This is a genomic window from Cupriavidus sp. 01L46 (assembly GCF_056399905.1).
Map to the genome: position 1 here is coordinate 1 of NZ_JBFTSF010000421.1, position 6016 is coordinate 6016.

The following is a 6016-nucleotide window of genomic DNA, read 5'->3' on the forward strand; positions in this document are numbered from 1 at the left end:
ACCCCTTCCCATCCCGAACAGGACCGTGAAACGACTCCACGCCGATGATAGTGCGGATACCCGTGTGAAAGTAGGTAATCGCCAGGCTCTCCCTTGAAACCCCCCAGTACGAAAGTACTGGGGGGTTTTGCTTTTGTGGCTGCGGTTTTAGAACGGCTTCAGAAGACAAGCGTGGATCTATTCCGTCGACGGCCGCAGGGCMCGCGTTCCAAGTTTTGCAACGGCGACCACAGCCGTGACATCAGCAGAAGCAGGCTGGTGCGGGCCATATCCACAACTCCGCAGGTTAAAACGCGTGTCTCTTCACGTCGAGGGGGCACGCACAATACTGTGCCACATGCGTCGCCTTCGATGCAGGCCATCATCAATCCGGCTGTTCCGGATGAAAATCAAGGCAACTGCGGCGTCCGGCAAAAAAGAAGACCGCCGGCGCGATGCCAAGGGGGTCTACGGGAAGTCTCGTCGGGGTCAGTCAACGAGCAATTGCAATATGCCAAAGGGCGCGGAAGCTTCCTATACGCCGTTGGTAGGGTGAAAACAGGGATCCACATGCGTAGAACAGTGGCGGGTACCGCAGGCTATAGCGCCAACGCAATCGCGTTGGCGCAACAATACGAGCACATTCTATTCGAGGATGTCCATCGCGACGTTCTGCACCTGTTTCCACATACGCCCAGCGGCATTCTGGACATCGGCGCTGGGTCGGGCCGCGATGCAGCCGCGCTTGCTCGGTTGGGACATCGCATTGTGGCTCTAGAACCCACCCTTGAATTGCGTCAAGAGGGGCAGCGTATTCACGCGGCTTTGCCCATTGAATGGGTGGATGACGCGCTGCCATGCCTATCGGCGATGCGAGCCAGGCGTGAGCAATTTGATCTCATATTGCTAACTGCCGTATGGATGCATCTTGACGCTGCTGAGCGAGCGATTGCAATGCGTGCCATCGCGGAACTGCTGGCGCCGGGCGCTAGTGTCATCATGTCGCTCAGACATGGGCCTGTTCCCCATGGTCGAAGGATGTTTGACGTGTCTGCCGATGAGACGCTKGAACTTGGCCGAGCGATTGGCTTGGCTGAACGCTATATCGGGCAGCGCAAGGATACGCAGGGCCGCGACTCGGTCTCCTGGAGCGTGATTGCATTGCAGATGGGGTAGCCGACAAACTGCTCAGGGATGCGCGGATTGGCCATGTTAGGATCTCAGCGAGGCTCTGGGAGATGGCCATGGTTCAAAAGTTATTCTACGAACTACCCGCGGACGAGCGTGAGAATTTCGAGTCCGCTTGCGCGCGGCACGGATTTGTACCAGAGGATTTCGATGTCGCAGCAGAGGAGGGCACTCCGCTGGCCGACAGCCCGAATCACACGCTGCGGGAAATCACCGTCACCCGAGTAATCGGAAGCGAAGTTCGGCGCTATCCAGACAGGGCGGGGTCTTCGTGGATAGCGGCGTTCGAGCAAGATCTGCTGCGGGATGTCTTTGGCTTCCCTCTTGCCGATTAGTTGGTTTTTCCCTTTGAGACAATGAAGGCCTTATAGGCAGAATTAAAATATCTTTATCCAAATTCGATGCCAATATTCGTTGCTGGACACGCCGGTGCACCCAAGAGTCAGTGCATCACTCACGTCTCTAGGCAACGAGTATCGGGCGGAGGCATTGCAGTGCACAGCTACTGTGCGGATTCGTAGTGAATCCGAATGCGTGCGTCCCGAAAGCAGAGCGCCGAATTGTCAACGGATGGTTTCGCCGGGCAAGAACGTGTGACGGGATTGCGGGGGGGGGGGGGTACGTGCGTTGCGAGCTTGAGTCGCAAGGCCCTTGATCCGAATTACCGCTGTGGGCGCTTTCAGCGTGCGCTGAGTCCACAAACAAAAACAGCGACTTGGCTAAGTCGCTGTTTTGTAAAGCAAATTCTGGGGTGGCTGATGGGACTCGAACCCACGACGACAGGAATCACAATCCTGGACTCTACCAACTGAGCTACAGCCACCGTCGATGTCGTTCTGCTTGGTGCCGAACGACGAAGAACAAGATCATACAATGCCAAGAGCCGGATGGCTAGTACTCTGCACAAATTTTTTTCAGTGCCGCCTGCTTAACCAGCCAGCTTGGAGGATTCCTCCAACTCGAGCATTCGGCAGATGGCGGCCATGCTGCCAACCATGGTGCGTCGTTGTGCGCCCTGGTAGATGCGTACGCCTTTGGACTGGCGGAAGGGCACGGGCTTGACGGGGCGGCGGGCGGAGAGGCGGTTGGCTGGCAGCATGGCTACACCTGGTGACTTGCAACAACAGTTAGCGGTACCCGCTACGCGGGTGCGTTGGCACAATCGGGTGTCGGCTTGTACGGGGTTCGCCCGTCTCAGCCGCACTCGTCAGAAGGCGCCGGGGCGGATGAGACCGACAGCGATGCCTTCTAGTGAGAACTCTTCACGGCCGGCTTGCACGATGATGCTGGGGAAGTCGGGGTTCTCGGCGATCAGCTCGATGATGTCGCCGCGGCGGTTGAGGCGTTTGACGGTGACGTCGTCRCCTAGGCGCGCTACAACGATCTTGCCGTTGGCGGCTTCGCTKGCGCGCTTGACGGCGAGCAGGTCGCCATCGAGGATGCCGGCGTCGCGCATGCTGAGACCACGCACCCGCAGGAGGTAATCGGGCTGCACGTCGAACACCGAGGCGTCGACCTGGTATTGGCGGTCGATGTGTTCGGCGGCGAGGATCGGGCTGCCGGCTGCGACGCGCCCGACCAATGGCAGGGTTAGCTGCATGACGCCGGCCATGGGCAGCGAGAACTGGTCGGGTAGCTCGGAGTCGCTGCGGGAGACCTTGAGGCGAATGCCGCGTGAGGCGCCGGGGGTGAGCTCGATCACGCCTTTGCGGGCCAGGGCACGTAAATGTTCCTCGGCTGCATTGGGTGAGGAGAAGCCGAACTTGGCGGCGATCTCTGMGMGCGTGGGCGGGAAGCCCGTGTGCTGGAGGCTGCTGCGGATCAAGTCGAAAATCTGCTGCTGTCGCGGTGTCAGGGTCGCCATGGTCGCCGGTGTTTGAAAGCACTGTATGTTTAAACAGTATGCTGTGATTTTATACAGTATCGAGTGAAGTGCAAGCGGAATTTTTGGGAGTTTGCGCATTGACAGGTGCGTCCCACGGGTCTTGGCGCGTGCCGTGGCGGGTGGGCGGAGGGTTACAATCCGCGGCACTGAAGCGTCTTGCGTTGCGTACTGTTCAACTTTTCTGGCTGCCGGCCACTTTCCCACTTTCCCGCCATGTCTCTCCTGCCTCGTGTCGTCGTGCTCGMTACCGGCGGCACCATTGCCGGTTCTTCTTCCAACCCAGCCAGCAGCGCGAAGTACCAGGCGGCGACGGTGCCGGTGACGGCGCTGCTCGACGCGGTGCCGGCGCTGGGCGCGGTGGCGCGGATCGAGGCCGAGCAGGTTGCGCAGGTGGATAGCAAGGACATGTCGTTCGCGCTCTGGTCCAGGTTGGTGGGGCGCGTGGCGTACTGGTCCGCGCAGCCCGATGTGTCGGGCATTGTCATTACGCACGGCACCGATACCCTGGAAGAGACGGCCATGCTGCTGCACCTGGCTTGCGTGGGTACGGTGCCGGTTGTGCTGACGGCTGCAATGCGGCCGTCGACCTCGTTGTCGGCGGATGGCCCGTTGAACCTGCTGGATGCGGTGCGCGTAGCGGCGGATGCCGGCGCGACGGCGAAGGGCGTGCTGCTGGTGATCAATCAGGAGATTCATGCAGGGCGCGATGTGATGAAGGCGCACACATCGGCGGTGAATGCGTTTGTGTCGCCGGTATCCGGGCCGATTGGTTTTGTTCAGGACAACCTCGTGCGCTTTGTGCGCACCCCCGGCCGCTTGCCGGCCAAGGCCTGGCCGGTTCCAGGTGCATGGCCGCAGGTCGAGATCGTGGCTAGCTATGCGGAACCGGGCCGGATCGTGGTGGATGCCTTGGCGCAGGCGGGCGTGTCAGGCCTGGTCGTGGCGGCCGCTGGCAACGGGTCGGTCCACCAGTCGCTGGCGGAGGCGCTAACTGATGCTGCCAGCGCCGGCGTGGCAGTGGTGCGCAGTTCGCGCACCGGGGCGGGGCATGTGGCGATTCCAGCACCTCCCAAGCCGGCCGCGGGCGTTTTTGTTTCGGCCGGCGACCTCAATCCTTATAAAGCGCGCGTGCTCCTGGCGCTGGCTCTGGCCGCGGAGCCAGGACTGGCAAGGGATCCGGCTGCGCTGCAGGCGCGATTCACCGAAAACTGAGGCAGCTTGCTCCCGATAGCAAAAGCACGCTATACTATAAGGCTATTCAACCTTGCTGCACCGGACATGGCGCTCGGGCAGCTTATCCAAAAGGAGCGTCAATGCGTCATTACGAAATCGTATTTATCGTCCATCCGGACCAGAGCGAACAAGTCCCGGCCATGATCGAGCGTTACAAGACGCTGGTCACGTCCCAGGAAGGCCAGATCCACCGCGTGGAAGACTGGGGTCGCCGTCAGATGGCCTACATGATCCAGAAGCTGGCCAAGGCTCATTACGTTTGCCTGAACATCGAATGCGGCAAGGAAACCCTGGCTGAACTCGAACACGCGTTCAAGTTCAACGATGCAGTGCTGCGCCACCTCATCGTTCAGACCAAGAAGGCTGAAACCGCACCGTCCCCGATGATGAAGGAAGTGCAGCGCGAAGAAGCTCGCAAGGCCGCGCAACAGACCAGCGAAGTCCAGGCCGCCTAAGTGCGGACTGTTGTGGTTGCCGCCGGCGTTGATCGCCGCGGCGGCAAGTGCGGGCATCGGTGCGGGAGAGTGCGTTGAACCAGTTAAGGCTCTGCGCAACGCTCGCGGAACGCGATGCCTTGCGTTACACCCCGGCCGGGGTCCCCGTGGTCAACTGCATCTTGCAGTACGCGGGCGAGACGGTCGAGGCGCAAACGCCCAGGCAGGTGGAGTTCGCCATCGCCGCCATGGGAATTGGTCAGATCGGCCAGCGGCTTGAGCGTACCCCGCTCGGCGCGATGCTCGACTGCGAAGGATTCCTGGCCCGCAGGCACCGCAACAGCAAGGCTCTCGTCTTTCACATCACTGGATGTAAAGCATTCGAAAAGGATTGAATCATGGCATTCGTCAAACGTGACAACAAGAACAAGAAGCGCTTCCAACAGCAAAACCCGCTGTTCAAGCGCAAGCGCTTCTGCCGCTTCACCGTGGCTGGCGTGGAACAGATCGACTACAAGGATCTGGACACCCTGAAGGATTTCATCGGCGACAACGGCAAGATCACGCCGGCCCGCCTGACCGGCACCAAGGCGCACTATCAGCGTCAGCTCGACACGGCCATCAAGCGCGCGCGTTTCCTCGCGCTGATGCCCTACACCGACCTGCACAAGAACTGATCGGCCCTAGGTCCGTTAAGGAGAAAACACGATGCAAATTATTCTGCTTGAAAAAGTCATCAACCTGGGCAACCTGGGTGACATCGTTCGCGTGAAGGACGGCTACGCCCGTAACTTCCTGATCCCGAACAAGAAGGCCCGCCGCGCTACCCAGACCGCTATCAGCGAGTTTGAAGTCAAGCGCGCCGAACTGGAAAAGGCAGCCGCTGAAAAGCTGGCAGCTTCGCAAGCCGAAGGCGAAAAGCTGAACGGCCTGACCGTGCAGATCACCCAGAAGTCGGGTGTGGACGGCCGCCTGTTCGGGTCGGTGACCAACGCCGACATCGCTGAAGCTCTGGCTGGCCAAGGCTTCAAGGTCGAGAAGGCGCAAGTGCGCCTGCCGAATGGTCCGCTGAAGGTTGTTGGCGACCACCCGGTCAGCGTCTCGCTGCACACCGACGTGCTGGTCGACGTGACGGTTTCCGTCCTGGGCGAACACGCCTAAGCATCGGCCTTGCTGCCGGTTCCCACTTGTCCTTCGGGCTGGTGGGGACCGGATGCCAGCGCCGCTTGCTTGACCAAACAAAAAGGCAGGAGCATCGCGCTCCTGCCTTTTTGTTTGGCCGCGCCCCTTGCTTGCC

At 60.4% G+C, this 6016-nt stretch carries 9 protein-coding genes, 1 tRNA gene and 1 rRNA gene; 8 read left to right on the forward strand and 3 right to left on the reverse strand.

All coding sequences use genetic code 11. The features are described 5' to 3' along the window. From rrf to AC1DS3_RS35815, 3 genes are all read left to right on the forward strand, one after another. Positions 1 to 87 (forward strand): 5S ribosomal RNA (rrf, locus tag AC1DS3_RS35805); the annotation flags it as partial. A 462-nt stretch (positions 88 to 549) separates the two neighbouring features. Then, entirely contained in the window at positions 550 to 1155 is a 606-nt protein-coding gene (locus AC1DS3_RS35810) for a class I SAM-dependent methyltransferase (RefSeq protein WP_441630432.1), read from the forward strand. A 68-nt stretch (positions 1156 to 1223) separates the two neighbouring features. Further along, on the forward strand, positions 1224 to 1502 hold the full coding sequence (locus tag AC1DS3_RS35815) for a hypothetical protein (RefSeq protein WP_441629768.1): 279 nt from the start codon (positions 1224 to 1226) through the stop codon (positions 1500 to 1502). A 412-nt stretch (positions 1503 to 1914) separates the two neighbouring features. Here AC1DS3_RS35815 and AC1DS3_RS35820 read toward each other — a convergent pair. The 3 genes from AC1DS3_RS35820 to lexA all read right to left on the reverse strand — a co-directional run bounded on the left by AC1DS3_RS35820 (position 1915) and on the right by lexA (position 3031). Next, positions 1915 to 1990, reverse strand: a tRNA-His gene (locus AC1DS3_RS35820). 105 nt (positions 1991 to 2095) lie between these two features. Beyond that, on the reverse strand, positions 2096 to 2266 hold the full coding sequence (locus AC1DS3_RS35825; RefSeq protein WP_170301734.1) for a hypothetical protein: 171 nt from the start codon (positions 2264 to 2266) through the stop codon (positions 2096 to 2098). 108 nt (positions 2267 to 2374) lie between these two features. Continuing rightward, positions 2375 to 3031: a transcriptional repressor LexA gene (gene lexA, locus AC1DS3_RS35830; protein WP_477129061.1), complete on the reverse strand. Its 657-nt coding sequence runs from the start codon at positions 3029 to 3031 to the stop codon at positions 2375 to 2377. Between the two features lie 234 nt (positions 3032 to 3265). Between lexA and AC1DS3_RS35835 the strand changes: the two genes are divergently transcribed. The 5 genes from AC1DS3_RS35835 to rplI all read left to right on the forward strand — a co-directional run bounded on the left by AC1DS3_RS35835 (position 3266) and on the right by rplI (position 5880). Beyond that, positions 3266 to 4264 carry an asparaginase gene (locus tag AC1DS3_RS35835; protein ID WP_477129062.1) on the forward strand — a complete coding sequence of 333 codons (999 nt, stop codon included), beginning with the start codon at positions 3266 to 3268 and terminating at the stop codon, positions 4262 to 4264. A gap of 101 nt (positions 4265 to 4365) precedes the next feature. Continuing rightward, positions 4366 to 4740, forward strand: coding sequence for a 30S ribosomal protein S6 (rpsF, locus tag AC1DS3_RS35840; RefSeq protein ID WP_006163598.1), 375 nt, complete (start codon positions 4366 to 4368; stop codon positions 4738 to 4740). A gap of 74 nt (positions 4741 to 4814) precedes the next feature. Continuing rightward, complete coding sequence (gene priB, locus AC1DS3_RS35845; protein WP_043352030.1) at positions 4815 to 5114, forward strand: primosomal replication protein N; 300 nt, start codon at positions 4815 to 4817, stop codon at positions 5112 to 5114. Positions 5115 to 5117: 3 nt separating this feature from the next. Further along, the gene (gene rpsR, locus AC1DS3_RS35850; protein WP_006163606.1) at positions 5118 to 5396 is read left to right on the forward strand and encodes a 30S ribosomal protein S18; all 279 of its coding nucleotides are present in this window, start codon (positions 5118 to 5120) and stop codon (positions 5394 to 5396) included. A gap of 31 nt (positions 5397 to 5427) precedes the next feature. Further along, complete coding sequence (rplI, locus tag AC1DS3_RS35855) at positions 5428 to 5880, forward strand: 50S ribosomal protein L9 (RefSeq protein WP_150983655.1); 453 nt, start codon at positions 5428 to 5430, stop codon at positions 5878 to 5880. The last annotated feature ends 136 nt before the right edge of the window (positions 5881 to 6016 follow it).

Excerpts from the sequence above, each read along its gene's own strand:
- rplI (WP_150983655.1), top strand. The coding sequence starts at position 5,428 with ATGCAAATTATTCTGCTTGAAAAAGTCATCAACCTGGGCAACCTGGGT.
- AC1DS3_RS35825 (WP_170301734.1), bottom strand. The coding sequence starts at position 2,266 with ATGCTGCCAGCCAACCGCCTCTCCGCCCGCCGCCCCGTCAAGCCCGTG.
- AC1DS3_RS35815 (WP_441629768.1), top strand. The coding sequence starts at position 1,224 with ATGGTTCAAAAGTTATTCTACGAACTACCCGCGGACGAGCGTGAGAAT.
- rpsF (WP_006163598.1), top strand. The coding sequence starts at position 4,366 with ATGCGTCATTACGAAATCGTATTTATCGTCCATCCGGACCAGAGCGAA.
- rpsR (WP_006163606.1), top strand. The coding sequence starts at position 5,118 with ATGGCATTCGTCAAACGTGACAACAAGAACAAGAAGCGCTTCCAACAG.